The organism is Pseudomonadota bacterium, from assembly GCA_016195085.1.
Classification (GTDB): domain Bacteria; phylum Pseudomonadota; class Alphaproteobacteria; order SHVZ01; family SHVZ01; genus JACQAG01.
The window spans coordinates 1-26,735 of record JACQAG010000022.1 but is presented as its reverse complement, the minus strand read 5'-3'; the positions used below and the strand labels follow the sequence as shown (position 1 = coordinate 26,735).

At 66.2% G+C, this 26,735-nt stretch carries 27 protein-coding genes and 1 pseudogene; 12 read left to right on the top strand and 16 right to left on the bottom strand.

What is annotated here, in order from left to right; genetic code table 11:
* Positions 1 to 91: 91 nt before the first annotated feature.
* On the bottom strand, positions 92 to 1,348 hold the full coding sequence (locus tag HY058_05825) for an extracellular solute-binding protein (protein MBI3496801.1): 1,257 nt from the start codon (positions 1,346 to 1,348) through the stop codon (positions 92 to 94).
* Positions 1,349 to 1,477: 129 nt separating this feature from the next.
* Between HY058_05825 and HY058_05820 the strand changes: the two genes are divergently transcribed.
* From HY058_05820 to HY058_05805, 4 genes and pseudogenes are all read left to right on the top strand, one after another.
* Positions 1,478 to 3,946, top strand: coding sequence for a PIG-L family deacetylase (locus HY058_05820; GenBank protein MBI3496800.1), 2,469 nt, complete (start codon positions 1,478 to 1,480; stop codon positions 3,944 to 3,946).
* A gap of 53 nt (positions 3,947 to 3,999) precedes the next feature.
* On the top strand, positions 4,000 to 4,320 hold the full coding sequence (locus tag HY058_05815; GenBank protein ID MBI3496799.1) for a nucleotidyltransferase family protein: 321 nt from the start codon (positions 4,000 to 4,002) through the stop codon (positions 4,318 to 4,320).
* Positions 4,313 to 4,660, top strand: coding sequence for a DUF86 domain-containing protein (locus tag HY058_05810; GenBank protein MBI3496798.1), 348 nt, complete (start codon positions 4,313 to 4,315; stop codon positions 4,658 to 4,660). The genes HY058_05815 and HY058_05810 overlap by 8 nt, the downstream gene beginning before the upstream one ends.
* Before the next feature lie 23 nt (positions 4,661 to 4,683).
* Positions 4,684 to 4,872: pseudogene (locus HY058_05805) on the top strand (hypothetical protein).
* A gap of 11 nt (positions 4,873 to 4,883) precedes the next feature.
* On the opposite strand, the gene HY058_05800 reads toward HY058_05805, so the two are convergent.
* The 4 genes from HY058_05800 to fliQ are packed head-to-tail and all read right to left on the bottom strand — an operon-like array spanning position 4,884 to position 9,137.
* The gene (locus HY058_05800) at positions 4,884 to 7,028 is read right to left on the bottom strand and encodes a response regulator (GenBank protein MBI3496797.1); all 2,145 of its coding nucleotides are present in this window, start codon (positions 7,026 to 7,028) and stop codon (positions 4,884 to 4,886) included.
* The gene (gene flhB, locus HY058_05795) at positions 6,991 to 8,061 is read right to left on the bottom strand and encodes a flagellar biosynthesis protein FlhB (protein ID MBI3496796.1); all 1,071 of its coding nucleotides are present in this window, start codon (positions 8,059 to 8,061) and stop codon (positions 6,991 to 6,993) included. The genes HY058_05800 and flhB overlap by 38 nt, the downstream gene beginning before the upstream one ends.
* A 4-nt stretch (positions 8,062 to 8,065) precedes the next feature.
* Entirely contained in the window at positions 8,066 to 8,845 is a 780-nt protein-coding gene (fliR, locus tag HY058_05790; protein MBI3496795.1) for a flagellar type III secretion system protein FliR, read from the bottom strand.
* 25 nt (positions 8,846 to 8,870) lie between these two features.
* Entirely contained in the window at positions 8,871 to 9,137 is a 267-nt protein-coding gene (fliQ, locus tag HY058_05785; protein ID MBI3496794.1) for a flagellar biosynthesis protein FliQ, read from the bottom strand.
* A 78-nt stretch (positions 9,138 to 9,215) separates the two neighbouring features.
* Here fliQ and HY058_05780 point away from each other — a divergent pair, with 78 nt between their 5' ends.
* Entirely contained in the window at positions 9,216 to 10,022 is an 807-nt protein-coding gene (locus tag HY058_05780; GenBank protein ID MBI3496793.1) for an SDR family oxidoreductase, read from the top strand.
* Positions 10,023 to 10,264: 242 nt separating this feature from the next.
* Here the strand turns inward: HY058_05780 and HY058_05775 are convergent, their stop codons facing one another.
* Both HY058_05775 and HY058_05770 read right to left on the bottom strand, forming a co-directional pair.
* Positions 10,265 to 11,866 carry a CHAD domain-containing protein gene (locus HY058_05775; GenBank protein MBI3496792.1) on the bottom strand — a complete coding sequence of 534 codons (1,602 nt, stop codon included), beginning with the start codon at positions 11,864 to 11,866 and terminating at the stop codon, positions 10,265 to 10,267.
* Between the two features lie 89 nt (positions 11,867 to 11,955).
* Positions 11,956 to 12,624 (bottom strand): histidine phosphatase family protein, encoded by a 669-nt coding sequence (locus HY058_05770; GenBank protein ID MBI3496791.1) that lies wholly within the window; start codon positions 12,622 to 12,624, stop codon positions 11,956 to 11,958.
* 71 nt (positions 12,625 to 12,695) lie between these two features.
* Between HY058_05770 and HY058_05765 the strand changes: the two genes are divergently transcribed.
* From HY058_05765 to HY058_05755, 3 genes are all read left to right on the top strand, one after another.
* Complete coding sequence (locus HY058_05765; GenBank protein ID MBI3496790.1) at positions 12,696 to 13,211, top strand: GNAT family N-acetyltransferase; 516 nt, start codon at positions 12,696 to 12,698, stop codon at positions 13,209 to 13,211.
* Between the two features lie 230 nt (positions 13,212 to 13,441).
* The gene (locus HY058_05760) at positions 13,442 to 14,074 is read left to right on the top strand and encodes an NUDIX domain-containing protein (protein ID MBI3496789.1); all 633 of its coding nucleotides are present in this window, start codon (positions 13,442 to 13,444) and stop codon (positions 14,072 to 14,074) included.
* 14 nt (positions 14,075 to 14,088) lie between these two features.
* Entirely contained in the window at positions 14,089 to 14,865 is a 777-nt protein-coding gene (locus HY058_05755; protein ID MBI3496788.1) for an ABC transporter ATP-binding protein, read from the top strand.
* 8 nt (positions 14,866 to 14,873) lie between these two features.
* Here HY058_05755 and HY058_05750 read toward each other — a convergent pair whose 3' ends face one another.
* From HY058_05750 to HY058_05740, 3 genes are all read right to left on the bottom strand, one after another.
* Positions 14,874 to 15,302: a type II toxin-antitoxin system VapC family toxin gene (locus tag HY058_05750; protein ID MBI3496787.1), complete on the bottom strand. Its 429-nt coding sequence runs from the start codon at positions 15,300 to 15,302 to the stop codon at positions 14,874 to 14,876.
* Entirely contained in the window at positions 15,299 to 15,583 is a 285-nt protein-coding gene (locus HY058_05745) for a hypothetical protein (GenBank protein ID MBI3496786.1), read from the bottom strand. Before HY058_05745 ends, HY058_05750 begins: the two co-directional genes overlap by 4 nt.
* 446 nt (positions 15,584 to 16,029) lie before the next feature.
* Complete coding sequence (locus tag HY058_05740) at positions 16,030 to 17,310, bottom strand: MBL fold metallo-hydrolase (GenBank protein ID MBI3496785.1); 1,281 nt, start codon at positions 17,308 to 17,310, stop codon at positions 16,030 to 16,032.
* Between the two features lie 164 nt (positions 17,311 to 17,474).
* On the opposite strand from HY058_05740, the gene HY058_05735 reads away from it, so the two are divergent.
* Positions 17,475 to 18,188, top strand: coding sequence for a YafY family transcriptional regulator (locus HY058_05735; protein MBI3496784.1), 714 nt, complete (start codon positions 17,475 to 17,477; stop codon positions 18,186 to 18,188).
* Positions 18,189 to 18,522: 334 nt separating this feature from the next.
* On the opposite strand, the gene HY058_05730 is transcribed toward HY058_05735, so the two are convergent.
* Entirely contained in the window at positions 18,523 to 18,726 is a 204-nt protein-coding gene (locus HY058_05730; protein ID MBI3496783.1) for a hypothetical protein, read from the bottom strand.
* Positions 18,727 to 18,739: 13 nt separating this feature from the next.
* Positions 18,740 to 19,186 carry an NUDIX domain-containing protein gene (locus tag HY058_05725; protein MBI3496782.1) on the bottom strand — a complete coding sequence of 149 codons (447 nt, stop codon included), beginning with the start codon at positions 19,184 to 19,186 and terminating at the stop codon, positions 18,740 to 18,742.
* Positions 19,187 to 19,377: 191 nt separating this feature from the next.
* Between HY058_05725 and HY058_05720 the strand changes: the two genes are divergently transcribed.
* Both HY058_05720 and HY058_05715 read left to right on the top strand, forming a co-directional pair.
* Positions 19,378 to 20,109: a haloacid dehalogenase type II gene (locus tag HY058_05720; GenBank protein ID MBI3496781.1), complete on the top strand. Its 732-nt coding sequence runs from the start codon at positions 19,378 to 19,380 to the stop codon at positions 20,107 to 20,109.
* A gap of 52 nt (positions 20,110 to 20,161) precedes the next feature.
* Positions 20,162 to 20,443 (top strand): HigA family addiction module antidote protein, encoded by a 282-nt coding sequence (locus tag HY058_05715; protein MBI3496780.1) that lies wholly within the window; start codon positions 20,162 to 20,164, stop codon positions 20,441 to 20,443.
* A 22-nt stretch (positions 20,444 to 20,465) separates the two neighbouring features.
* Here the strand turns inward: HY058_05715 and HY058_05710 are convergent, their stop codons facing one another.
* From HY058_05710 to HY058_05695, 4 genes are all read right to left on the bottom strand, one after another.
* A complete protein-coding gene (locus HY058_05710; protein MBI3496779.1) occupies positions 20,466 to 21,413 on the bottom strand; it encodes an ABC transporter permease in 948 nt (315 codons plus the stop codon).
* Entirely contained in the window at positions 21,410 to 22,294 is an 885-nt protein-coding gene (locus HY058_05705) for an ABC transporter permease (protein ID MBI3496778.1), read from the bottom strand. Before HY058_05705 ends, HY058_05710 begins: the two co-directional genes overlap by 4 nt.
* Complete coding sequence (locus tag HY058_05700; protein MBI3496777.1) at positions 22,291 to 24,378, bottom strand: ABC transporter ATP-binding protein; 2,088 nt, start codon at positions 24,376 to 24,378, stop codon at positions 22,291 to 22,293. The genes HY058_05705 and HY058_05700 overlap by 4 nt, the downstream gene beginning before the upstream one ends.
* A 196-nt stretch (positions 24,379 to 24,574) precedes the next feature.
* Positions 24,575 to 26,098, bottom strand: a complete 1,524-nt coding sequence (locus HY058_05695) for an ABC transporter substrate-binding protein (GenBank protein MBI3496776.1) — start codon at positions 26,096 to 26,098, stop codon at positions 24,575 to 24,577.
* A 277-nt stretch (positions 26,099 to 26,375) separates the two neighbouring features.
* On the opposite strand from HY058_05695, the gene HY058_05690 reads away from it, so the two are divergent.
* Positions 26,376 to 26,735, top strand: a 360-nt coding sequence (locus HY058_05690) for a DUF4372 domain-containing protein (protein ID MBI3496775.1), incomplete at its 3' end; no start/stop codon positions are given.

Sequence of the window (26,735 nt, the reverse complement as noted above, 5' to 3'; positions counted from 1 at the left end):
GGAGGGGTGCGGCGCACCCCCTCCCAAATCCCACCCCCTGCGGGAGAGGGTGCCGAGCGTTAGCGAGGCGGGTGAGGGTCTTGTCGTCCGCTCACTTGTTGTAGAAGGCGTCCAGCATCTTCTGCTCCTCCAGCGCCGCCTCGTGCACGGAGTCCTTGGGTGCCACTTTCTTGATGGCGATGCGGTCGACCAGGTCCAGGAAGACCTTGCGCTGGCCGGTCTCATTGACGAAGAACGTCGCCTGGGCGTAGGCGAGGCCGCGGATGAAGGCGCCGTATTTCGGGTGGTTCTTGATCGCGTCCCGCTCGGCCACCGCCTTGCGGGCCGGCAGCTCGCCCACCTTCTCCAGCCACAGCTCCATCGCTTCCGGCGTGGTGATGAATTTCAGGAACTTGGCGGCGGCCTCCTTCTTGGCGCCGGTCGCCTTGGGCGTGATGCCGTTCACCCAGTAGGAGGCGAAGTTGGATTTCATGCCGTCATGGCCGGGCAGCTCGGACACGCCGTAGTCGAGCCCGGCCTGGCCGTCGAAGGCGGCGAGCCGGAAGGAACCATCGATGGTGAGCCCGGCCTTGCCCGATTTGAAGGCGGTCACCGCATCGGTCAGGAAGCCGAACTCGCTCACCCTCTCCTTGGCGACGAGATCGGTGTACCAGGCCACACCCTTGACTGCGGCATCGGTGTCATAGGCGATCTTGCGCCCGTCATCGGAATAGGGCTTGCCGCCCATCTGACGGATCAGCACCTCGCGGATCCAGTGATGGTCCTGACCGCCGGGATCGAGCGCGATGCCGGCCTGCAGCAGATTGCCGCCGGCGTCGCGCTTGGTCAGCTTCTTCGCCATCAGGGTGAGTTCGGCCAGGGTCTGAGGCGGTTTCGCGGGATCGAGACCCGCCTCCTGGAACAGCTTCTTGTTCCAGAACAGCGACAGCGAGCGCACCGCCGTCGGCAGGCCGTAATACTGGCCGTCGACGCGCATCTCCTTCACCAAGGGGAAGAAGTCGCGCTCGATCTCGGCGGCGTTGAAAAGATCGGCCGGCAGCGGCTGCAAGAGCTTCGCCTTCAGATAGTCCTGGAGCCAGCCATAGAACAGCTGCACCACGTCGGGACCCTGCCCGGCGGGGATGGCGGCGGCGATCTTGAGGCGGAAATCGTCGTAGGGCACGTTGACGTGCTTCACCTTGATGCCGGGATTGGCCGCTTCGAAGCGCTTGATCAGCTCGTCGATCGCCTGAACCCGCTGGGCGAAGGTGTATTGCCAGTACTCGATCTCGACGGGCTGGGCGCTGGTGAGGCCCCAGGTCAGGAGCGTCGAGCTCAGCACCAGGCCGAATAGCCACCGCTTCATCATGTTCGATCCTCCCTTGCCGAGCCGAGACCCCCAGCCCGGCGGGCATCGTCCCGAACGCTCCCGGACATGTCAATCGTCATCCCGCAGCAATTCGCTTGCCTTGGCGAGCCTATTCGCCAGGATCTTGCCATGACTCCAGAGCAACGCCGCATCCTTCGCCAGTCGCGGGAGAGCCCACTCCTCCTTCTATGGCAGGCCTTGCTGCCGCTGCGCTCGGTGGTGAGCTTCATGATGACCGGAGCGCATCCCGACGACGAGACGAGCGCGCTCTTGGCCCGGCTCGCCAAAGGCGACGGTGCCCGCGTGATCTACGTCTCGGCCACCCGCGGCGGCGGCGGACAGAACGCGCTCGGCCCGGAATCCGGCGAGGCGCTGGCGCTCATACGCTCCCATGAGATGGAGAGAGCCGCCGCCGTTCTCGGCATGGAGGTTGACTGGCTGGAGCAAGGGTTCGGCGATCGTTTAAGCGATTTCGGCTTCGCCAAGACGCCGGAGGCGACCACCGCAATCTGGGGCGAGGACCGGCTCCTGGAGCGATTGGTGGAGGCCATCCGCCGGAGCCGCCCCGACATCGTGTCGCCCACCTTCCTCGATGTGCCGGGACAGCACGGCCATCATCGCGCCGTCACCCGCGCCACCTTCAAGGCCTTCGAGGCGGCCGCCGACCCGGCCCGCTTCCCCGAGCAGATCGAAGCCGGCCTCCGCCCATGGCGCATCGCCAAGCTGTATCTGCCGGCTTATTCCGGCGCCGGTGCGACCTATGACGACGCCGAGCCGCCGCCGCCGGCGACGCTCACCGTCGATGTCGGCGGCTTCGATCGCTGGCTCGGCGCCACTTACGCCGAGATCGGCGAATGGTCGCGCCTCTGTCACCGAAGCCAGGGCATGGGGCGCTGGCGCCCTGAGGAAGACGCGCCGGCGATCGCGCTCAATCTGGCGCAAACGCGGCTGCAGCGGGTGAATGCCGAGGGATCGATCTTCGATGGGTTGCCGCGGCGGCTCGGCGATCTGGCGACCGGCATGAAGGGCGCCCCCAGCGATGCCTTGCGCCAAGCCGACCGGGCGATCGAGGCGGCGATCGAGGCCTTCCCGGACTTCGATCGCGTCGCCGCTTCGGTGCATGAAGCGTTGGGCGCCATCGACCATGTCCTGCAGACTCTGGGTGGGCTCGCACGGACGATCGCCGAGGATTTGGAGCACCGGCTCGGCATCAAGCGCCGCCAGCTTGCCCGGGCGAGCCGGCTCGCCCTCTCCCTGGTCGCCCGCCTGGAGCTGCCGGCAATGGTGGTCCTGGGCCAGCCCGCGACGGGACGCCTTGTCCTTTTCCAAGGCGGGAAGCCGCTCACGGTTCGCGGGTCCGCGACCAGCGAAGCCGGCACGGTCGAGGGGCCGACGGCAGAGGGCACGCTTCGATACATCCCGGGATCCCACGCGCCGTTTCGGCAGCGCTTCGATCCGCTGGCCGCCAATGCGCCGATCGAAGGCCGGCTCGGCTACACCGTCGATGGCGTCGACATCGAGGATGCGGTGGCGCCGGAAATCCTGCCCCTCGAGGTCCCGCCCCTGGAGCTGACACCGGCGCCTGAGGCCCGGGTGGTGGTCGCCGGCTCGCAGCCGCGCCTCGAGGTCCGCATCGGGGCGCGCAACCACACGCCGGCGCCGATCCAGACCCGGCTCCGGCTCCTCGGTGCCGAGGCGGTGGCACCTCCGCTTCGCCTCGGTCCGTTTGAGGCCGCCGAGATCAGCCTCACCGCGGCGACGCCAGCCCCGGGTCACGCAAGCTGGCAGGTGGTGGCCGACGGTATCGCCCATGGGCGCGTGCGCCGTCAGCACTATCCCCATATCGGCACCACCGGCTGGATCGAGCCCGCCACTCTCGATCTTCTGGTGGTCGACCTGGCGCTTCCCCCGGGGGTTCGTATCGGCTATGTCGAAGGCGGCCTCGATCGCGTCGCCGGCTGGCTCGAAGAGATCGGGCTTCAGGTGGAGCGGCTCTCCGACGACGAGATCCTCGGCGGCGATCTCGGCCGTTTCGAGACCATCGTCATCGGCATCAAGGCCTTCGGCCGGCTTCCGGCGGCAGCGCCGGCGCGGCTCAAGGACTATGTGAGCCGAGGCGGGCATCTCGTCAGCCAATATCACCGGCCCGGCGATGGCTGGGACGCGGCGGTGACGCCGCCCAAGCGCATCGCCATCGGCCAGCCGTCGCTGCGTTGGCGGGTGGCCGATCCGGCGGCACCGATCCGGATTCTGGCGTCCGGGCATCCGCTCCTGACCTATCCCAATGCCATCGGCCCCGCCGATTGGGCGGGATGGCAGAAGGAGCGCGGCCTCTCCTTCGCTGCATCCTGGGATCCGGCTTATGTGCCGCTGCTGGCCATGGCCGACCCCGGTGAAGCGCCGCTCGAAGGCGGGCTTCTGTCGGCGCCGATCGGAGCCGGCCGCCACACCCATGTCAGCCTGGCGCTGGCCCATCAGCTGGATCGGCTGGTTCCCGGCGCCTTCCGCCTCTTCGCCAATCTGGTGCAGCCGGCAGGGATAGGTGGCGGGCGCCTGGGTGGAGCAGCCGCCGCCCTCGACAGATCATCGAACCCTTAATCAAGCCGCCAAACTGCGCTATCATCATGCGTCCATAGGCGCAGCGCACGGCAATGAAAAAACCGTCGAAAAGCGAACTTACCCGGCAGGGAATCCTTCGCACGCTACGGCAGAACGCCGAGCTGCTTGAGAGGTATTCCGTACGAAAGATCGGCCTCTTTGGCTCCTACGCCAAAGGTAAGCAGAACGAGCGGAGCGACATCGACCTTCTCGTCGAGTTCGAGCGGCCGACCTACGACAACTTCCTGGGTCTATCGGAGCACCTGGAGAAGCTCCTCGGAAGGAAGGTGGAAATCCTAACGCCCGATGGACTCGAGAGCATTCGCGTAAAGGAAATCGCTGACGACATCCGGAGCGCTCTCGCATATGGCTAAGCGCCAGGATGCGCAGCTTGTCCAGGACATCGTCGAAGCGATCGGCAGAATTGGCCGCTACACCGGCGGCCTGAGCTATCAGCGGTTTCTCGAGGACACGATGGTGCAGGATGCCGTCGTGCGGAACCTCGAAATCGTCGGCGAGGCCGCAAAGGGGTTCTCTCCGGATTTTCGCAAAAAGCACAGGGCAATTCGGTGGCAGGACGTCGCCGGCATGCGCGACCGCCTCATCCACCACTATGCGGGCGTCAACTGGGAGATCGTCTGGGATGTGATCCAGGCGAAGCTGCCTGAGCTCAGCAGCCAGTTGAGGGCGCTGGCGGAACATGGAAAAAAGTAACTTACGCTGACCGACCGGGTCCGGCCTACGTGCCGCTCCTCGCCATGGCCGACCCCGGCGAGGACCCGCTCGAAGGCGGGCTCTTGTCGGCGCCGATCGGATCCGGCCGCCACACCCATGTCAGCCTGGCGCTCGCCCACCAGCCGGATTGGCTGGTTCCCGACGCCTTCCGTCTGTTTGCCAATCTGGTGCAGCCGGCAGCGAGAGGGTGAGCCGCGCGGCCTCACTCCTGGGTCAGCACCTCTTTCACCGTCTGTGCCAGCTGTTTCAGGCTGAAGGGCTTCGCCAGGAAGACGGTGATGTCGTCCTGGGGGATGCGTTCGCGGAGCGTGTCTTCGGTGTAGCCGGAGATGCAGACCACCTTCAGGTCCGGGCGCCGCTCGCGCGCCAGCTTGACCAAGCTCGGGCCGTCGAGGGTGGGCATCATCATGTCGGTGATGAGCAGATCGACCGGCATCGTCTCCTCCAGCAAGAGATCGAGGGCGGCTTCTCCGGATCTGGCTTCGAACACCTTGTAGCCCTTGCTGCGGAGCGCGCGGGCGCTGAACAGCCTGACCGGGTCCTCGTCCTCGACCAGAAGGATGGTGCCAGCACCCGTCAGGTCGCGCACCTGCCGGCGCCCCTCCTCCTCCTCGGCCGCCTCCTCCACGACGCCGCCGGCATGGACGGGAAGCCAGATGGTGAACGACGTGCCGCCGCCGAGCATGGATTCGACGAACACGAAGCCGCCGGTCTGCTTGACGATGCCGTAGACCGTGGAAAGGCCGAGTCCGGTCCCCGATCCCACCGGCTTGGTCGAGAAGAACGGCTCGAAGATGCGCCCCAGATGCTCGGGCGCTATGCCGGAGCCGGTGTCGGCGACGCGGATCTCGACATAGTCGCCGGCCGGAACCACCTCGGCACCGCGGCTCTGGGCATACTCGATCCGGATGTTGGCGGTATTGATCGCCAGCCGCCCGCCCGGGTGCATGGCGTCGCGCGCATTGACTGCGAGGTTGATGACGACCTGCTCGAACTGGCCCTGGTCGACCTTGACCGGCTTCAGGTCGCGGCCATGCACGACCTCGAGCTGAAGGGTGTCGCCCAAGAGCCGCCGCAACAGATGCGACAGCTCCGCCAGCACATCGGTCAGGTTCAAGACCCGCGGCCTCAGCGTCTGCTGGCGCGAGAAGGCGAGGAGCTGGCGCACCAGGTTGGCGGCACGGTTGGCGTTCTGCTTCACCTGCATGATGTCGGCGAAGGACGGATCGCCCGGACGGTGGCGGAGCAGCAAGAGATCGCTATAGCCGATCATCGCCGTCAAGAGATTGTTGAAGTCGTGGGCGACGCCGCCGGCGAGCTGGCCGATCGCCTGCATCTTCTGCGACTGCACGAACTGGCTTTCCAGGGCCTTGAGCGTGCTGATGTCGAGGAGGTGCAGCACCAGCCCGGCCGGGCTGTCGTCGGGCGTGTCGATCCGCCCGACATAGAGCGAGGCGACGCGCTCGGAGGTGCCGGAGAACCGCACCTCCTCCGGCGCGGTCTGGGTTCCGCCCCGCATCGCCTCCTCGATCCGGGCGGCGACGCGTCCCTGATCCTCCGCTCTGACCATGGTCGCGAAATTGCGGCCGCGCGGATCGAGCGGCACGCCGACGAGCTCGCGGAAAGCGCGGTTCGAATCCTCGATCCTGCCCTCTCCGTCGACCACCGCCCAGCCGACCGGAAGCTCCTCGAAGAACCGCTGAAACCGCTGCTCGATCGAGGCCAGCGTCACCCGGAGCTCGGCGCTGTGGCTGCGCTCGGCGACCAGGTCCAGGCTCGCCTCGATCCGCCGATTGGCCTCGGCAAACCGCCAGACGACCCAGCCCTTCTGGCCCGGCGCCGGCGCTGCCGTCACCTCGAGCCAGCCGCGACCGACGCCGGGATCCAGGCGCAAATCGACGCTGTGGCGGTGTCCCGCCCTGGCTTCGCGGGCGAGGTGGCCGATGCGGCCGTCGGGATCGGCGAAGGTGGCCGCCAAGCGGGCCTCGTCGATCACCAGCCGGCGCTGACGCGGCTGCTGCCGGCCCTCGGCAAGGATGCGCCGCGCGGCGGCATTGGCGGCCAAGGCGCGGCCGGCGGCGTCGGTCACGACGCTGGCGATACCCGCCTCGAAGCCTTGCGTGACCGCGCGAGCCGGCTGGCTGCCGTCGCGCTCGCCGAGCCACCTTCCGGCGAGCGCGGCGGCGAGGAGAACCGCGCCGGCAAGCGCGATCCCGGCCGCCTGGGGCCAGGGGGAGAGAACGGCAAGCGCGAGGGCAAGTGCGCAGGCGGCCGGCACGACCGCAAAGGGAAGCCAAGCGCCGAGCCGATTAAGCCGGGACGGTCTTGCGCTTGAGCTTGTAGACATAGGAGATGATCTCGGCCACCGCCTTGTAGTGCTCGGGGGGAATTTCCTGGTCGATCTCGACGCTCGCATAGAGGGCGCGCGCGATCGGCGGGTTCTCCACGACCGGCACGCCGTTCTCCTCGGCGACCTCGCGAATGCGCTTGGCGATCAGGTCGGCACCCTTCGCCGTCAGCTTCGGGGCGTCCATCTTGTCCGGCTTGTATTCGAGTGCCACCGCATAATGGGTTGGGTTGGTGATCACCACGTCGGCCTTGGGCACGGCTTGCATCATGCGCGCGCGGGCACGGTCGAAGCGGATCTGCCGCAAGCGGCCTTTGACCGTGGGATCGCCTTCGGCCTGCTTGAACTCGTCCTTGACCTCCTGCTTGGTCATGCGCAGCTGCTTGTAGAACTTGTGGCGCTGGTAGAAGACGTCGCCCACCGCCATTATGGCGAGCACCACCAGCGTGCCTCCCAGAATATCGACGACGATCGATTGCATCTCCTGCGCGGCGTCGACGATCTCCGCCGTTACCAGGGACTCGATATGGCTCAGCTCCGGAAAGGCGATGAAGCCGGCGACGGAGCCGACGATCAGCATCTTGCCGATGTTCTTCGCCATGTCGAGCATCGCCTGCACCGAGACCAGGCGCTGGAGGCCGCCGGCCAGCGACAGCTTGCTGAAGCTCGGCTTCAAGTTATGGGTGGTGAAGATGAAGCCGCTCTGCGCGATGGATGGCGCGATCGAGGCGATCAGGACCAGGATGAGAGGAATGGTCAGCGGCGGCACCAGGGCGAGCATCGTCTCGGTCAGGACATTGCCGAGATTGCCCTGATCGAGCGAGATCTGGTCCGGCTTCTCGATGAAGGGAAGCGCCACCGAGCCGACGTCGCGCACCATGCGCGGCAGCAGGAAATACACCATCGCCAGCAGCACGCTCAGCATCGCCCAGCTGCCGACCTCGCGCGAGGCCCAGGTCTGGCCGCGCGAGCGCGCTTCGCCGAGCTTTTTGCCGCTCGGTTCTTCGGTTTTGCCTGAGTCGTCTTCGGACAAGGGCTTACCTCGGAGTGAGATACGCTTGCAGCGTATCTTGAAAGTTCGCCAGGAAGAACGTGACCACGGCCGAGCTGGTGAGGCCGAGGATCAGGACTCCGCCCAAGAGCTGCACCGGGATGCCGACGAAGAAGATCTGGATCTGCGGCATCAGCCTGGAGATAAGCCCGAGCACCACATTGAACAAGAGCCCGAGGACGACGAAGGGCATCGCGATCTGGAGGGCCATCTTGAAGCTCTGGCTGACGAGCTGGGCGAACATGAAGGCCATGTCGCCGAACATCGGCGGCGAGCCCGGGCGAAACAGCGTGTAGCTGTCGACGAGCGCGCGCAGCACGAGATAATGCATGTCGGTGGCGAAGAGCGCCACCACCCCGGCGAGCGCCAGGAACGCGCCGACGATGGTGCCCGACTGGGACAGGGCCGGGTTGAAGGCCTGCGCGGCGGACAGCCCGGTCTGGAAGGAGATGAATGTCCCCGCGGTGTCAAGCGTGGTGATCAGAAGCCGGGTGACGACGCCGATGAACATGCCGGTGATCACCTCGGTGAACAGGATCGAGAGCAAGCGTACCATGTCGTCGGGCAAGGGCGGCAGGATCGGCCGCACCAAGGGTGTCACGACGAAGGTGACCGCAAGAGCGATGCCGAGCCGGACCCTGCCGGGGATGAAGGACTCCCCGAAGCCCGGAAGCAAGGTGAAGGTCGAGCCCAGCCGCGCGAAGACCACGATGAAGGCGAAGATCTCGCCGGGCACGAACTGCTGGAGCGGCACGCCGAACGGCATCGACTAGGGATCCCTCGCGCCGCCGTCAACTGATGCTGACGATGCGGTCCATGATGTTTTCGGTGAACTTGGCGAGCTCGCCCAGCATGAACGGCAGAAACAGCGAGAGCGCGATGAACAGCGCCAGCATCTTCGGGATGAAGGCGAGGCTGGTTTCCTGGATCTGGGTCATCGCCTGGATGAGAGAAATGACGGTACCGACGATCATGCCGATGAGCATCATCGGCGCCGAGATGATCAAGGTCACCAGCAACGCCTCGTGCAGCACATCGAGGGCCTGCTCGGTATTCAAAGCCGGTTCTCCCGCTAGGCTCTTAGGAGCCGTCACCGATCATGCCATTATAGCGAAAATCCGCATCCGGGGGCAGGCATGACGGCGAAAATGTTCGATTTGCGGGGCCGGGCGGCGCTCGTCACCGGCGGCAACAGCGGGATCGGCCTCGGCATGGCCGAGGGGCTGGCCGAAGCCGGGGCCGATGTGGCGATCTGGGGCATGCGGAAGGATCGCAACGAAGCCGCGGCCCGGCAGCTCTCCCGCCATGGCCGCAAGGTGCACGCGGAGCTCTTGGATGTGAGCCGCGAGGCGGAGGTCGAGCGGGCGATGGAGAGCACGCTTGCGGCTTTGGGCGGCCTCGATGCGTGCTTCGCCAATGCCGGCGTCAGCGGCCGCGCCGGCCCGCATCGGAGCTTCATCGAGATGACCCAGGCGGAATGGCGCCGCGTGCTCGACGTCAATCTGGATGGCGTCTTCTATACCCTCAAGGCCGCCGCCCGGGCGATGGTAGGGCGGAAGCAAGGCGGATCGCTGGTGGCGACCGGCAGCGCCTTCGCCATCATGGGCCAGCCCCTGGTCGAGCACTATGCCGCCGCCAAGGCGGGTGTGGAGTCGATGATGCGGAGCCTCGCCGTCGAGCTGGGCCAGCACGCGATCCGCGCCAACACGGTGGTGCCCGGCTATATCGAGACGCCGCTCACCACGGAGCGCATCAACAGCGAAGAGTTCACGAACGAGCACATGCCGCGGCTTGCCATCAGGCGCTGGGGCGTGCCCGCGGACTTCTCGGGGATCGCCGTCTACCTCGCCAGCGACGCCAGCCGCTACGTGACCGGCGCCACCATCGTCATCGACGGCGGCCTCACCATCGCCGCCAAGGTCGCCCGCGACACAGTCGGTTAGACGCAGAATTTGCCGAATGCCCCTCTCCCGCACCGCGGGAGAGGGTGCCGAGCGCGAGCGAGGCGGGTGAGGGTCGCAAGAATTTCGGCGAAGGTCATCGACGCTTCCCGTCCGACCCTCACCCCAGCCCTCTCCCGCCCCGGGGAGGGTTGGGGAGGGGGTGATCCTCACCCCCTCCCACAGTCCACCCCCAGGCGGGAGAGGGGCCGACAGGCGCGCCGCAGTTCTACTTCGAGGAGAGGTCAGCTCCAAAACTTGCGGGCGTCGGCGAACTCCTCGAGCAGCGGGCCCAGATGCGTGCGCGCCGAGACCGCGCGGCTGGCATGCCAGCCGATGAGCGCGCCCACCGCCTGCGCCAGCCGCGCGTCGCGATCGCGCTCCAGGAGCTGGCCGGCGAGCGGCGGCAAGGTCACCGCGTCATTTATGGCACCCAGATCCTGCTGCAGCCGGGCGAGATCGCGAAGATAGGACTTGACCCGCCGGCGCGGGAACAGCCCGCTCACGAACTCGGCCGCGTAGCGCAGCTTCTTCACCTGGATGCGAAGCGCATGGAGGGCTTCCGGAGAGAGCTCGGCGGCGTTGCGGGCGAAGCGGCGGACCCGCTTGTGCCGCCGGTGCAGCATGTGGCGGGCGAAGTCCCTGGCCGACATCGCCTCCGCCGCGGACGGCGGGCCGGCATGCGCTTCTTCGCCAGCCGGGCGCCAACGGGGCTCGTCCACCCAGATGCGAAGCGCCAGCAGGAGATCGGCGCCCCGTTTGGAGGCGAGTGCCGCCCGTGCCCGCTCATAGCTCTCCTTGCGGACCCGGCGGGCGAGGCGAACGATCGTCTTGCGCACGGCGGGCACCGGCAAGGCACCGGCACCCGAAGGCAAGAGCTCGGCCAGGAACACATCCCAAGCGCGCGCCGGCGCCAGCTCCTGGGCGAGCCAGCCCAGCTCGAGGCGGAGCTTCGCATGCCCGTCGGCATCGAGCAGCTCCCTGAACAAGCCCAAGGCGGAGCGGAACCGGCGGATGGCGACGCGGAGCTGATGCACGCCCTCTGGGTCGGAGCCGTCGACCGCCGGCCCCCAGTTGGCCGCGAGCTGATCGAAGCAGGCGGCGAAGGTGCGCTTGGCCATGGCGAAGGTGGTGTCGACATCGCCCAAGGCGACCTCGCAGGCCTTCACCGGCCGGCTTGCCTCGCCCTGGTAGAGGGCGAAGCCGCGGGAGGCCTTGCTTTCGAACTCGAGGCGAAGCGGCATGTCGCGGGCGAGCGCTTCGGCCACCTCGAAGAGCTCCCCGGGCTTGCCCGACTTGAGCTCGAGCTCGAGCTCGCAGATCGACCGGCTGCCTTCTCTCGTCTTGATCTCGCCGACGTCGAGCCCGACCGCGACCTTGCCGCCGCGATGGCCCTTGAGGAGCCAATTCGTCCGCTTGAATTCGGTGCCGAAAATCGGCTTCAGCCCGCGCTTGAGGCGGACCCGATCGATGCGCTGGCGCAGCTTGCGATTGCCGATCCTGGCCGGGTCGGGCTTGGAGGTAGGCACCGGCTCTTCCCATTCGGCGCGGGAAAACAGGCCGGCTTGCCGCATCGGACCGAGCTTGACCGTCTGGATGTGGCGGCGCCCGTGCCGGCGCACGCGCAAGGTCACGTCGTCCTTCGCCAGGCGGAGATCGGGGGTATCGAAATAGACGCTGGACAGCTGCTCGCTGCGGGCGGGCGCCAAGCTGCGCTTCAGCAAGGGGTGGCGCATGAGCTCCTCGACATGCTCCAGCGGCACCGCCAATTTGAGCTCGACCTCGCGTGGCTGCTCGGCGGCGAGAGGCGAAGCGGGGCCTGCTTCGACGTCTGCAGGGGAGCGCACGGGTGAACTCATGCGCCGCCAGCTAAGCCGGGCACAGAAGGTGTGGTCAACCGGATTTATGTGACAGTCTTGAACGATTCCAAACAGATCTAAGGGGGCTTCGTTGGCATCAGTTCTTTCGGCAAAACGAAGCGCGCGAGCCGGCCGCCTCCGGACTTCACCTGGCGCCAGCGCGCGACCGGGAATTCGAGGCTGGCAAGGGCTCCGGTCGGGTATTTCTGGTTGAGCCGCTTCAGGCTCTCGGCATCACCCGAACCAGCGAGGCTGCGGGCGAGATCGTGCATGCCGGGGTTGTGGCCGATGAGCATGACCGAGCCCAGAGCGTCGTCGAGCGCCCGGATGCGGGCCTGGAGCTCGGCGCTGCTGGCGAGATAGAGGTCGCGCAGAACCCGGTTTTTTGGCCGTTCGGCGAGCTCCTCGGCCGCCAGCTCGAAGGTGGCGCGGGTTCTCAGGGCGGAGGACACGAGCACCAGTCCCGGATCGATCCCGGCGGTGGCGAGATAGCGGCCCATCGCCTCAGCGGCGTTGCGGCCGCGCTCCGCCAACGGGCGGTCGTGATCCTCGATCCCAGCCTCCTCCCAGCTCGATTTGGCGTGTCTCAGCAGGTGCAGGACCTTCACCCGGCCTCCCCTTTCCCCCGCGACGCTAGTGTCCCGCTCCTGAAATTCGTCAGCGAATTTCAGGGATAAGCGGGCCACTACTCTATTGAATCTAGCGTGATTCAGATTCCGAAGTTCGCCGACGAACTTCGGAATCATCACGCTAGCCGAAACCCACGGGACAGGCCAAGTGCTTGACCGATATGGCGGCATTCGTCGATTGTGGGAGCATGTCAACGCTTGGCATTCGCCTGGCGACGGCGGCGGACGCCGATGCGATCGCAAATCTCAGCCGGGAGCTCTTGGCCTTCTACGGCATCCAAGCGCCGGCGCCGCGATGGGTCATGGCCGAGTCCATCCGCAGCAATGTCTTCAGCCCCGCCAACGGCTCCGGCCCGCCGGCTCCCGGCATCGAGGTCCTGCTCGCCGACCGCGACGGCATCGCCGTCGGCCTCTTGGCCTTCGTGCAGGTGTATTCGGTTGCGGTCTGCCAGGGCACCTTCTTCATCCAGGACATATTCGTCTCCGAGCGCTGGCGCGGCGAGGGCGTGGGACGGCAGATGATGGATGCGCTGGCCAAGCTTGCCGGCGAGCGCGGCGTCGATCAGATCGACTGGACGGCCGATCCCTGGAACGATCGCGCGCGACGCTTCTACGACCGGCTGGGACCGGTGCAGCGGGCCGACAAGGTGTTCTACCGCATGGCCGGGCCGAATTTGCGCTTCTTCACCCGCCGCGTGCGCTAACCACGAGCATCACGGATGACGCATTGCCCCCACCCCACCCCTCCCCCGCCGAAGACGGCGAGGGAGGGAGCCGAGATGGACCTCCCGCTCCCTCCCCCATGCGTGAGCGTGGGGGAGGGTCGGGACGGTTGGGGACGGGTCCTCCCATCCCCAACGCCGCGCCGGGAGGAACCGGCGCGGCCGTCGCCGACGGGTGGGGGCACTCGATCGTTCGAACGCGGCCGCTAGCGATGGTTGCCTATGTCCCGTCCCCGGAAGCCGAAACGGCCGGCTACGCGATCCTATCCAAGGAGACGGTGTTCAAGGGGTTTTTCCGGGTCGACCGCTTCCATTTGCGCCACCGGCTCTTCGCCGGCGGCTGGAGCCAGGAGATCGAGCGCGAGATCTTTCAGCGCGGCCATGCCGCGGGCGTGCTGCCCTATGACCCGGTCCTCGACCGCGTCGTGCTGGTCGAGCAGTTTCGCACCGCCGCCCTCGTCGCCGGACTCCATCCTTGGACCATCGAAGTGCCCGCCGGCATCATCGGCAAGGACGAGGCCCCGGACGCGGTCGCCCGCCGCGAGAGCGTGGAGGAGACCGGCTGCGCCGTCGAGGCGCTGATCCCGCTCTATGAGTTCATGCCGAGCCCCGGCGGATCCTCGGAAGTGGTCTGGCTGTTCGCCGCACTGGTCGACACCACCCATTCCGGCGGGCTCGCGGGTGTCGCCCATGAGCATGAGGACATCCGCGTCGTCGTCCTCGACTACGCCGAAGCGATCGAGCGGCTCCAGGCCGGCAGGATCGAAAACGCGATCACCATCATGAGCCTGCAATGGCTGATGATGAACCGCGAGCGCCTGCGCCGCGAGCGCTTGAGCCGCTGAGTCCGTCGCCAGCCATGGCGAAGCTCCGCATCGAGGAGGTGGCGCTTCGCTTCCAGCCGAAGGGTGCGGCGCCGCTGACCGCGCTCGAGCGGATTTCCCTCGACGTCGAGGAAGAGGAGTTCTCGGTCATCGTCGGACCGTCGGGCTGCGGCAAGACCAGCCTTCTGCGCCTGGTCGCCGGGCTCATCGAACCCAGCGAGGGTGCCATCTATCTCGATGGCAGGCCGGTGACCAGGCCCGGCAAGGACCGGGGCATGGTCTTCCAGTCCTACACCCTCTTTCCCTGGCTGACCGTCCAGGACAATGTCGAGTTCGGCCTGAAGGTGGCCGGGACCGCGCCCGAGGAGCGCGCCAAGATCGCCCGGCGCTTCATCGGCGAAGTCGGCCTCGCCGGCTTCGAGCGCGCTTATCCAAAGCAGCTCTCGGGCGGCATGACGCAGCGGGTCGCGCTCGCCCGCGCACTCGCCAACGACCCGGAAATCCTGCTCATGGACGAGCCCTTCGGCGCGCTCGACAGCCAGACGCGCTCGCTCATGCAGGAGCTGCTGCTCACCATCTGGGAGCACGCGCACAAGACCGTGCTCTTCATCACCCACGATATCGACGAGGCGATCCTGTTGGGCGACCGCGTCCATGTGATGACGGCGCGGCCGGGCCGCATCAAGGAGATGGTGCCGATCGACATCCCGCGCCCGCGCTCGGTCGATGTGCTGACCGCGCCGGAATTCATCGTGCTGAAGCGCCGGATCATGGCACTCATCCATGACGAAGCGGTGCGCGCGTTGGGCTGAGCGCCGGGTCAATCGTCTCTTGCGACAGCCTCGAACGGGTTGAGCACCTTGGCACCCAGCCCCGACACGTCGCCATCGTTGCGCGTGACCAAGGTCAGGTCATGCACCTTGGCGGTCGCAGCAAGCATGCCATCGATCACCGGGATTGGGCTTCGAGCGCTCATGCGCCCCCATTCGTCCATCACCCTGCGATCGATCGCCAGAACACGTTCGCCGAACGCGACGTCGACTTCGGTCAACCACTCTTCCAGTGCCGCGGCTTTTTCGGGATCGCGCCCGCGCGCAAGCTCGATTCCTTTTCGGATCTCACCCAGCACCAGCCCGCTCAGATACAGCTCGCCATCGTCGATCGAGCCATACCAGAGGGCGACGTTTTGGTTGCAGCGCGCTTGCTTGCGAACCTCCGAGATGATGTTGGTGTCGATCAGAAAGCTCATAACCGGATGGCCCGCCCCCGATCACGGGCCCGTTCGAGATCGATGCCGTCCAAAGGTGCCGCGGCCAACAGCGCCTTCAGCCCCTTGCCGCCGCGCCGAACAAGCCGTTCGCGCAGCAGCGCGCGGGTCTCCTCGGCATGTGCCGGGTCGGCGAGCGCGCCGGCAACGCTGCGGATGAGCAGTACATCCTCCCTCGACACCTGTACTTCGAGGCGAACTAGGCCCCTCCGCCGCATGCGCCGACGGTAGCTCGTGATCGCGTTCTTTCTCGCATCCGCCATGATCGGCTCCTGTTTCCGGATATATTACCGGAAATCTCTCACCGCGGCAACCGAGTCTCTGTGTACGGGATGGTTCGCAGCTCCTGGAGAAATCGTTCGGCCTGGCGCGGCTGCCGAAACTCCAACCACTCGAGATGCGAATAGGCGGCGGCGTGCCGCAATGCGCCATAGCGACAACGGCGGCTGTAATAGGTCGTTATCACCCAGACCAGGATGGAGTCCCGGGAAAGGAATGCTTGCCTGAATGTAGGACGACACGTTAATTGAAAAGCGATCATCCAAAACTGGCGGGATTCGTCGCTCCACGGACTGATAATGTGAAAAGTCGCCACGCATATACTGCAAAAAAACCCACGGTCGAACTCATAAGGTGAAAAAACTCTACGTCGCGTACGAGAAGCGCTGAAGCCTCGGAGGGATCCGACGCACCTGCCTAACGGCCCAACTTAAATTAACCGAGATGAACTCCGTTGCCGCGCCTCAGCTTCACGCTGATAGACGGAGAAGATCGCCTTTCCGATCAGCGACGTTTCGGCCTTCGCGCAGCGTTCGTGCACGCTCGCCCGCGTCGCCTGGATTGCCCCGTCCTTCGGAGCGGCAGTGCCGGCAAGCTCGGCCAAGTGGGCTGCCAACCGAGTCCGACCGCTTTCGGCGAGGATCGCGGCGCGCTCCGCCAGCTTTTCTGCCCCGCCCGCGAGCGCGGCGATCTCTGCCGCCAGCTCGGCGGCCGGAGCCGGCTTGAGATGGGCGGGATCCCCGTCGAACCAACCGGCATAGAGATGCCAGATGTTGCGGACGACGAACTCCGGGTCGTCGTATTTGGGCAGCAGGTACGGCTTCGCGATCAGCTCGGCGGGGGCGGAGACGGAATGCAGGATCGCGTTGAGCGACCATCCCTCGTTCATGAGGCGGAGAGTCTGGCTGCTCAGGCGTTCCAGGACCTCGGCGCCGTCTCCCAGGACCTGCGCCGCCCTTTTCTCGCCGAAGACGACGGGGCCGTGGCCGGGTATCAGAACTTCCGGCTTCAGAGCCTCCATCCGGCGAAGCGCCGCCGCCCAGTCCGGTGCGAACCGCTGGACCTTGCGCGGATTGCCGGCGTTCGGGAAGGCCCAGATCACAAAGTCGCCGCTCGCGAGCACACGCTGTTCAGGTAGCCAGACGAAGGTGGCGTCGTCGGTCTCCCCGCGCCCATGGAACAGCTCGATTCGCATGCCGCCGACAGTCAGGACAAGGCAATCGTCGTAGACCTCGTCGGGGCGGCGATGCCGGTCCGGGAAGGTGTAGCCCGGCTGATTGAACTGGCGGCCCATCACGAGACTGTTCAGCCCGTGGGTGGCGTCATAGCGGTCGAACCGGTAGAGGACGTTTCGATGGGCGATGACGCGGGGCCGCGCGATCCCTCTTGCAGCCGCTTCCTGGTCGAGGAGCCTGGCTCCCCAGCTATGGTCGATGTGGCCGTGGGTATAGATGACGGTATGAACCGGGCTGTCGTCCCAACGGCGCAAAGCCGCGAGAGTCTGGCTTGCGGTCTCGCGGCTGCCCGTGTCCACGAGCACCAGCCCGGCAGCGGTGCGGATCGCCGTCGCGTTGCCGAAGAGATAGCCCGTGTGCATAGCGATGATGCCGTCGGCGACCGGCTTTGCGAACCCGCCGGCAACCGCGGCAGTCCATTCCTCCATCTTCGCGGCGCCAGTCCAGAGCCGCTCGAACAGCTGGTCTTGATCCATGCGATGGCCTCGCTGCTGCAGGGCCCTGAGGCGCGAACGGCCGTGGCCTTCGACGCTTCCGGCGCCTAGAATCTGCTGAGGACGTCGGTCTCCGTCCTTGCGCGCGACAGCTAACTATCATAGCCCTCCTGACACCGTGTTGTCAGGAGAATGGCAGGAAGCCCATGCGCCGCGCCGATCGCCTGTTCGAGATCATTCAGTTCCTGCGCCGGAAGAAGTCGACGCGGGCAGCCGATCTTGCCGCTCGCCTGGAGGTATCCGAGCGGACGATCTACCGGGATATTCGCGACCTGGTCTCGACGGGTGTTCCCATCGACGGTGCAGCCGGCGTTGGCTATATCCTGCGGCAAGGCTTCGACCTGCCGCCGCTCATGTTCAACGAGAACGAGCTCGAAGCCCTGCTGCTCGGCGCGCGCATCGTCCAGTCGCAGGCCGATCCCGAGCTCGCGGATGCGGCGGCCTCGGCGATGGACAAGATCAGGGACGTGTCGCCGGAAGTGCTGCGTCGGAACCTCGACCTAGTGAGGCTGTGGGCACCGCCCCAACACGGACGCGAAACCATCACGATCGATCAGGCCGCGCTGCGCCGCACCATCCGCGACCAACGCAAGGTGCGCTTCACTTATCTGGACCTCGACGGCAAAACGACCGTCCGAGTGGTGCGTCCCTTGATCATGGCGTTCTACGCCCCCGTGTGGCTGCTGGCCGCGTGGTGCGAGCTTCGCAAGGGCTTCCGGGTGTTCCGGATCGACCGTATGTCCGATTTCGAGCCGCTTGAGACGACATTCGAGCCGGTGCGGGGTCAGACCGCGCAGGATTTTCTCAAGCAGGACTTAGAGCGCACTAGACTGCGCGCTTCCCGCACTCCTAATCCGTAGAGCCAACGGCCGCGGCCTTCACCGGATGAATACGGAAGGACTATCCTCAATCTAACAAAGCTGCGCGACGTCTGGGCTACCCAGCGCATTTTCACTTTTTGCGTCGCGACTTTTCACATTATGCGTCGCCCGTTGTCAGGATATGCGTCCTGATTTTCATTTTATGTGTCTTCCCACAGCCGGAATACAGCGCTTCGTTGCTGACAATGCGAGCGATGGTCCGGCTGAGCGCCCGCCAGAGCACCCTTGGAAAACCGTAATTGAGCCAGATGACCGTCGTCGCCCGCGGCCAGAAGTGGTCCCGAACGTCGCCATAGTTGCCGTCGACGATCCATCAGGGCGGGCTCGTCGCTTCCTCGATGAGCCGCCGGAACTCCTCCTTGGGCCTGGCGATCCAGTTCGGGCCCCAATTGAGCGCATCCAGCTCGACCCGACGGCGCCCCAGAATCTCCGTGAGACGGCGGGCGAGCATCGTCTTGCCGCTGCAGCTGGTGCCGATCACGACGACCCGCTGCAACCGCTCCGGTGCCAGGCTCATGGCAAGGGCTCGCTCACAAGCGTGCCATCAGCACGGGCAGCAAGTCCCCATGCCCCCAGGCAAGAAGCGGCGGCGCACCCCGGAGATCGCACCAGAAGAAGTCGAAGGCGATCGGCCCGGACCCGTCGCTCGCATGGCGCTCATAGTGGCGCCAGGTCTCGGACACTGGGCCTTCGATCGCGGCATGGAAAAAGTATCGGCGCTCGCGACCGAGGCCCTCTGCCGCCTGCCAGGAATAGTCACGCTCTCCCAGCAAGCCTAGAATCCGGCAGCCGTCGAGCCCGGTTTCCTCCCTGAGCTCGCGCGCGGCGGCGCCGGCCGGGTCCTCGCCGTCCTCGATCGTTCCCGCCGGCACCTGGATTCCAGCCTCCGGATGAAAGGGATGCCGGAAGGCGAGCAGGCGTTTGTCATGGGTTGGATAGATCAGCACCTTTCTGGCCGTGCGCAGGGTCTTGACCATGGTCCATCCATGTTTCGAATGCGACTTCGAGGCGGCGCCGGCGCGAGGGTAGTTGCGCGCTTAAGCGAGTCCCATGTGAATTATTCCGCCTGGCAGCCCGCGCTGATGGCTTGGTCGCCCACTTGCCGCCGTCGCCGATCCGAGGTTATGTCAACGCGCCAACGGCCCGTCCTTAGCCTCGACGAGGTGCCATGCAGCTCGCTCAATTCAAGGTCCTGACCTTCGATTGCTACGGCACCCTGATCGACTGGGAGGCCGGGATATTCCACGCCCTGCAACCGCTTCTGGCGGAGCGCCAAGACGGCATCCCGCGCGAGGCGGCGCTGGCCGCGTTCGCGCGCCATGAATCCGCGCAGGAGGCAGAAACCCCGGCGAAGATCTATTCCGACCTGCTGGCCGCCGTGCATCGTCGCCTGGCGGCGGAGTGGCGCGTCGTGGTCCCGGAGGCCGACCATGTCGCCTTTGGGCAGTCCGTCGGCGATTGGCCGGCCTTTCCGGACTCGGCCGCTTCCCTTCGCTACCTGAAGACCCACTACAAGCTGGTCATTCTCTCGAACGTGGACCGATCCAGCTTCGCCCGGAGCAATAAGCGCCTAGAGGTCGAGTTCGACGCCGTCTATACCGCCCAGGACATCGGTTCCTACAAGCCGGATCCGAGGAACTTCGGCTTCATGCTGGAGAAGCTCGCAGAGCGCGGCTACGGCCGAGGCGACATCCTGCACACCGCACAGAGCCTGTTCCATGATCACGGGCCCGCCAATTTGGCCGGCCTCGCTTCGGCCTGGATCGATCGCCGCCACGACCGCCAGGGCTGGGGCGCCACGGCGAAGCCCGCCGGCAGCCCCAAATACGATTTTCGCTTCACCAGCATGGCCGACATGGTGAAGGCGCACCAGCAAGAGCAACCCGCCCGACACTCATAGGAAGAGGCGGTAATGAAGGACGACATGAAGATTTTCGAATACAAGCGGGGGGATTCCGGTCCCACCCGTTCCGCCGGGAGAGACTCTTGCCGAGGAGATGAAAGCACGCGGGCTCAGCGCCAATGCGCTGGCGCTTAGGCTCCGGGTGCCGGCGAACCGGCTGACCGGCATCCTGCGCGGCGAACGCGCGATCACCGCGGAGACTGCGCTCAGGCTTGGCCGCTTCTTCGGCACTGGGGCGGCCTTCTGGGTCAACCTGCAGGCGCGCTACGAGCTGTCGCTGGCGGAGCGCGCGCTTGGGGCCAAGATCGACCGCGAAGTAGAGGCGGCCTAGCCCGCAGCGCCGGGCGGTCTTCCTACGCGTACTCGATGCGGGGGTCGATATAGGCGTAGAGCACGTCGACCAGCACGTTGATGGCGATGTAGATGACCAGGATGAACAGGATGCAGCCCTGGATCAGCGGATAGTCGCGGATGCTGATGGCTTGGATGAGGAGGCGTCCGAGCCCGGGATAGGTGAACACCGCTTCGGTGATGACGGTGCCGCCGATGAAGTTGGCCATCATCAGGCCGACGACGGTCACGAACGGCAGGAGCGCGTTGCGCAGCACGTGCCGGCTCACCACGTCGCGTTCCTTCAGGCCCTTGGAGCGTGCGGTGCGCACGTAGTCGGCCTTGAGCTCGCCCAGGAGCGAGGCCCTAAGGAAGCGGGCGAAGATGCCGGACACGTAGACGCCGAGGGTCAAGGCCGGCAGCACGGTGTTCTTCGCGGCCGTCAGCGGCGAGTCCCAGAACGCGACATAGGTTGAGGCCGAGGGCAGCCAGTGGAGATCGACCGCGAACAGAAGAATGAGCAGGATGCCGAGCCAGAAGGTCGGCACGCCCAAGGCGAGCGCGCTCCAGCCGCTCAGTACCCGGTCGATCCAGGTGCCCCTGAGGAGCGCGCTGGCGATGGCTACGGGCACGCCCAGGAGGAGCCCGACGAGGGTGGCGGCGAGGCCGAGCTGCACCGTGGCCGGGACTCTCTGCATGATGAGATAGAGCACGGGCTCGCGGCTCTGGATCGAAAAGCCGAAATCGCCGAACGCCGCGCTGGTCAGCCAGGACCAGTACTGGACCAGGATCGGCCGGTCGAGGCCGAGGCGCTGGATGGCCGCCTGGACCTGTTCGGGCGTGGCGTTCTCGCCGACGATGGCGCCGACCGGGGTCCCCGGAACCGCATAGATCATCGCCCAGATGCCGACCGAGGCGATGAGCAGCACCGGCAAGAGCTGCACGATCCGGCGGAGGATGTAGCCGATCATGCGCCCTCCCGTTCCAAGTCGCCCGCTGCCACGGTCTCGTGCCGGTCTTCGAGCACGGCGGCCAGGGTCCGCCCGATCGTGTCGAGGGAGAGAATGGTCAAGGTCAGCACCAGGCCGGGCAGCACCGCGTAATAGGGCGCCTCGTAGAGATAGGACTTGCCGGTCCTCAGCATCTCGCCCCAGCTCGGCGTCGGCGGCGGAATGCCGACGCCGAGGAAGGCGAGTGCCGCTTCCAGGAGGATGGCGACCGAAGAGAGGATGACGACCTGGACGAGAATGGGGCTCCAGGAGTTGGGGAGCACGGTCCGGAACATGTTGTAGGTCGAGGAACCGCCCAGCGCCTCGACGGCGGTGACGAAGTCGCGCTTGCGCAAGGATAGCACCTGCGCCCGGGTGATGCGGGCGAAGCTCGGGATGCCGGTGACGCCGACGGCGACCAAGGCCGCGGCCTGGCTCCTGCCCAGGACCGCGATCAAGGCCATGGCGAAGAGGATGCCGGGAAGCGCCAGAAGCACGTCGACGAGGCGCATCAGCACCGCGTCGCGCCAGCCGCCGAAAAATCCGGCGACGAGGCCGATGGGGATGCCGATCATGGCGGCGATGAAGACCGCCCCCAATGCCGTCAGCAGCGACGTCCTGGCGCCGTAGATGACCCGCGTCATGATGTCCCGGCCGAGCTCGTCGGTGCCGAACCAATGCGCGGTCGAGGGCGGCTCCAGCGTGCTGGCGAGGTCTTGGGCGATCGGATCATAGGGGAGGATCCAACGGGCAAGACTCGCCACCACAGCGACTGCAAGGAAGAAGAGCACGCTCAAGAGCGCCCCCTTCCGTGCCAGCACGCGCCTGCCGAGCTCGAGCGTGCGCGTCGTCCTGCCGCTCACGGCGCCACTCCCTGTCGCGGTAGTCTCGCACTCCCATTGCGGCCAAGACCGAGGGCGGCCTCGAGCGGTCCGGCATGGTGGCAAGCCGCGCGCGTCGGCAAGCCGGGATAGGCCAGGAACAGCGGCTCCTCGCTTGAGCACCGGGCGGTCGCCTTGAAGCAGCGGGGATGGAAGGTGCAGCCCGAGGGCGGCGAGGATGGATTGGGGATGTCGCCTTCCAGCACGATGCGACGGCTCCTGTCGCGCCGGGCGGGATCGGGCACCGGAACGGCGGACAAGAGCGATTGGGTATAGGGATGGGTCGGTTGCTCGTAGAGGGTCGCCTTCGCGCTCTCTTCGACGATGCGGCCTAGATACATGACCGCCACCCGGTCGGAGATGTGGCGAACCACCGACAGGTCGTGGGCGATGAAGAGATAGGCGAGGCCGAGCTCCCGCTGCAGATCCTGGAGCAGGTTGATGATCTGCGCCTGGATCGAAACGTCGAGAGAGGCGACCGGCTCATCCAGGATCAACAGCCTGGGCTCGAGGGCAAGGGCTCTGGCGATGCCGATCCGCTGCCGCTGCCCGCCGGAGAACTCGCTCGGATAGCGGGCCAGCATCGTCCTCGACAGACCAACGAGCTCGAACAGTCGAGCGACCCTGGCGGCACCCCCCATCGCCTCATAGAGACCATGGATGCGCAGGGGCTCGGCGACGATCTCCTCCACGGTCAGGATCGGATTGAGCGAGGAGTACGGATCCTGGAAGACGTATTGCATGTGGCGGCGAAGCTTGCGCAGCTCGCCCTTGGGCAGGTGGGTGATCTCCTGGCCGGCGAAGGTGACGCTGCCGCCGGTCGCCTTCAAGAGGCCCATGATCGCCCGGCCGGTGGTGGTCTTCCCGCATCCGGACTCGCCGACGAGGCCAAGGGTCTCGCCGGCGTTGACGGTGAGGCTGACGCCATCGACGGCACGGACCCACCCCACCCGACGCCTGAGCAATCCTGCCCGCACCGGAAAATGCACCTGCAGGCGATCGACGACCAGCAGCGTCTCGCCGCCGGGAAGAGAAGCAGGCGCGCGCGAAGCTGCCGTGCCGACCGTGGGATGCGCCGGCGCCAGGAGTGCTGCCACCTCGTCGGTGAAATGACAGGCGCTCTGATGCGATGGGTCGATCGGCAAGAGAAGCGGATCTTCGCCGGCGCAGCGCTCGCGGTTGCGCCCGATCGGGCATCTGGGATGAAAGCTGCAGCCCGTGGGCAGCTCAGCCGGGGTCGGCGGCTGTCCCGGGACCGGAACCAGACGCTCATCCACCGTGTCGATGCGCGGCAGGCTGCGGAGCAGCGCCACCGTGTAGGGATGGCGCGGCCGCTTGAAGATCTCCTCGACCGAGCCGGATTCGACGATGCGGCCGCCATACATGACGGCGACCCGATGCGCCACTTCGGCGACGACGCCCAGATCGTGGGTGATCAGGATGACGGCCGCACCGGTCTCGGCCTGGCGCTTGGCCAAGACCGCCAGCACCTGTGCTTGCACGGTGACGTCAAGCGCGGTCGTGGGCTCGTCGGCGATGATCAGCCTGGGATGCCCCGCCATCGCCATGGCGATGACCGCCCGCTGGCGCATGCCGCCGGAAAACTGGTGGGGATACTGCGCCACGCGCCCGGCCGGATCGGGAATGTCGACCTCGCGCAAGAGCTCGATCCCGCGCGCCAGCGCCATCCCCGCCTCGATCTGGCCGTGGGCAACCTGGCCCTCGGTGACTTGCCGGCCGATCGGCAGCACCGGGTTCAAGCTCGTCGTCGGGTCCTGAAAGATCATCCCGACATCCTGCCCGCGCATCCGCCGCAAGCTCTCCGGGAGGGCGGTCGTCACCTCGACATCGCAGAGGCGCACCGAGCCCTCGACCCGCGCCGTCTCCGGCAGCAGGCCGGTGATCGCCAGCGAGGTGACACTCTTGCCCGAGCCGGACTCGCCGACGATGCCGAGCACTTCGTTGGGAAACACATCGAAATCGATGCCCCTGACCGCCGGCACCCTGCGGCCCGAGCCGACGAACGCCACCGCCAATGCCCTCACCGACAGAACGGGCTCAGGCATCAGTGGGATTCCATCGCGCGGAGGCGCCTATGGCTGGCCGCCACACGTCGCTAGCACATGGAAAGAGACCCTCACCCACCCGCGCTCAGCGCGGGCCCCCCCTCTCCCGCATTGCGGGAGAGGGTGCCGAGCGCAAGCGAGGCGGGTGAGGGTCTGTCTACTACGACTTTGCGCTTCTGTGCGACGCATCCATCGATCAAGGATTGAAGCCGATGGTGCGGGCGACCAGCATGTTGTCGATCTCGCGGGTGATGCCGCCGACATTCTTCGCGGCCACGATCAGGCCGAGGTCGAAGGTGTTGGTCGGAATGCCGAAGGCGGATTCGACCAGCACCTTGTTCAGATTGTCGTAGGCAGCCTTGACGTCGGGGCCCAGCGTCTTCTCCACCCGGTCGATCGCAGCGACATAGGCCGGGAACGGATGCGGCTCGCCCAAGACCGGGTTCTTGGTGGTGCGATAGATGCTGTTGGTGGCGACCCGGGTCGGGAACTTCTGGATGTTGCCGATGCCGCCGAAGACCGCGGCGAAACGCCCGGCGAGCAAGGCCTCGATGAATTCCGAGCCCTGCTTGAGGTCGAGCTGGGTGGTGACGCCGACCTTGGCGAGCGTGCTCTGCACCACCTGGCTGATGGCAACCGCGTCCTGATCGCCGCCATTGACCAGGAGCTTCCAGTCGCTCATCTCGGCTGCCGACAGGCCGGAGGCCTTCAACAGGTCCTTCGCCTTGTCGAGGTTGAAGGCAAAGGAGGCGTCATAGGACTTGTCGACGGCCGGGCTCGCCGGCGCCCAGGGAAGGGCGGTGACCTGGCCCAGCCCGGCATAGCCCACCTTCAGGATCGCGTCGCGATCCATGAGGTAGTTGAAGGCCTGGCGATACTTCTCGTTCTTGAACGGGCCCTGGGTGGTGTTGATCCGGAACACCTGCACCAGCGGACCAGGGCCCTGAATGAGCTGGAATCCGGCATTGCGCAGACGCACGGCGGATCGCCCATTGCCGCCATAAACGATGTCGACGGCGCCAGACTCGAGCGCCGCACTGGCGGCGTCGTTGTCGCTGAACACCGTCAGCACGATCTCGCCGACGACCGGCTCCTTCTCGCGCCAATAGCTCTTGTTGGCCACCATGCGGATCTTCTGACCGAGAACGCGCTCGGCGAGCGTAAAGGCACCGGTGCCGGCGGCCTTCGTCTCCACCGTATCGATGCCGGCAGCCTCGATGATGGAGATGAACTGCAGGAGATCGGTGATCTGCTTGTCGGGTGCCGGACCGGTGAAATTCAAGGTGACCGTGTAAGGATCGGCAACCACCCAGTCCTTCACGATCGACATGGTGGCATAGACGTTCTTGCCCTTCTGCGGATCGGCCGCCTTCTTCAGAGTGGCCACGACCGCATCGGCATTGAAGGGAGCGCCGCTGTGGAACTTGACGTCCTTGCGCAAGATCAGCGTCACCGACTTGTTGTCCGCCGCAACCTTCCACGATGCGGCCAGGCTCGGGATCGCCTGACCTTCGGCGGTGTACTCGATCAAGCTGTCATAAAGGTTCTTGATCAGCGGGAAGTTGAGGGTGGTGAACTGCTGCGGGTCGAAGTTCTGAACGTCGGCGAGGATGGCGACGCGGAGCGTGCCGCCTTTGAGGTCGGCCGCCCGGGCATCGGTGCTGGCGAAGAGGGTCGCGGCGGCGAGGAGCAACATCCCCGCGAGGCCGGATCGACGCATGAAATCAATGCCCATCTGCTTGTTACCCCCCTTATTGGTGGCAAGGCAGGACGTCCGACCCGAGGCCCCCTCGATCGGTCCCGTGCCCGCACGTGTCCGCTAGACTGACAGTCGCTCTTCGGGCCTGTCAAACGGTCTGATTCCGTTTTCTCTTCCGTCATGGCCGGGCTCGACCCACGGCTGTCCGGTTTAGTTTTTGTAGACAGGGCGCATGACGTTGATTCATCTGTGTCTGGAACGTCTGGCAACGTTTCTGGACACGGAAGGGACCAACGTCATGCGCCACCAGAATAGCGTATTTCACGGCGTTCATAAGCATGTGCCGTGGGTGGAATTCGATCGCCTGGTTGCGGAGCACGAGGCGGACTATCGGGTGCGTCGGCTGCCGACACGGAGCCAGTTTATGGCATTGCTCTATGGCCAGCTCTCGGGCGCTTCGAGCCTGCGTGAGATCGCCGCCGGTCTGGAGAGCCATGCGGTCCGGCTCTACCATCTGGGGGCACGACCGGTGCTGCGCTCGACGCTTGCGGACGCCAATGCGCTGCGGCCGAGCGAGGTCTTCACCGGGTTGTTCGCTGCGACACTGCAGCAGGCGCATCGCGGACTGCGGCGCAGCCTTGCCGAGACGACGTATCTC